This window comes from Shewanella sp. 10N.286.45.A1, assembly GCF_041470405.1.
Classification (GTDB): domain Bacteria; phylum Pseudomonadota; class Gammaproteobacteria; order Enterobacterales; family Shewanellaceae; genus Shewanella.
This window is the reverse complement of record NZ_JBFRMK010000453.1, coordinates 1-1,000: the sequence shown is the minus strand read 5'-3', so window position 1 is coordinate 1,000 and position 1,000 is coordinate 1. Positions and strand designations below refer to the sequence as shown.

General features: G+C 33.0%; 1 protein-coding gene. It reads left to right on the top strand.

The features are described from left to right. Positions 1 to 326 precede the first annotated feature (326 nt). Entirely contained in the window at positions 327 to 881 is a 555-nt protein-coding gene (locus AB4238_RS22365) for a hypothetical protein (RefSeq protein WP_372035833.1), read from the top strand. The last annotated feature ends 119 nt before the right edge of the window (positions 882 to 1,000 follow it).

Here is a 1,000-nt window from a genome sequence, read left to right as displayed (position 1 = left end):
AGTAACACATTTCTGCCCCAATATCATTTTCAGGCGATAAGCTCGCTAATTAAAGTAAAAGCCTGTAGACCTATTTTTACTAATCGATAAATGACGTTACTGATTACTTTCAATAAGACATCATTATCTATGCTCTCCTTGCAATTTTTCGTGCTCGTTTATTTAGTTATGCTCTGGTAAACTGCCTATTAATCAATGGCTTTACATTGGCAAGGCTTAAGTAACAGGTTCGTTAAGTGTGCATGCGTGCTTTACCTAATATACGCAAAAATACAAAGACGTTCGTTTGCCTTTGAACGGTTAAACTCATCAAAGTGGGATATGTTATGGAAATTATGGACGTTAAAAGCTGGGCTTTGATCATTTCATTACTAGCGTTTACTTTATCGTTAATTACTTTTTTTAAAACGCACATTTGGAGAACATTGAAATTTGATTGTCGAATCATTGATTTTAGTTGGAAAAACAACAATGGTGAAAAATATTATGAAAATAGGTTCTTCATTTCATCTTCAGGAAATCAAAATATCTATATTGATAAAATTTACCTAACTGAAGGTAAAAGTAACTCAATTAATAATAGTAGCTTTGTAATAAACGTAAATAGGCTTTTGAAGCCCGGAGAGATTGAAGAGGTTATCTGTAAAACTGACACTTATTTACTCTCTCACAATAAGACTTACTCATTTATTTTCAGGATTGTTTCAGCCAATACAAGTCAATTTTATTGTAGCCTTCAAATGAGTACTAAAAAACAAGAGAATAACAGTAGTATTGTTTCACCCAAGAGCCTGGGTTCTGGCTACTTTACCCTTAATACTTTTAACTTTTGGCTAAATGCAAAAGTACTCAAAAATAGAAGGCTGAGAAGGCAAAACTAGCAAGCGTTTATTGTTGGCAGACAATAAAGTTTGAACCTGAGACATTAAAGATTGAAACTTTTCATACTAGCCATTGAAGCATACATCAACCTTTTGCCCCTTTATCAGTTTTTGAGTAG

What these genes read in the sequence shown, in the direction of transcription:
- AB4238_RS22365 (WP_372035833.1), top strand. Translation starts at nt 327, where the DNA reads ATGGAAATTATGGACGTTAAAAGCTGGGCTTTGATCATTTCATTACTA.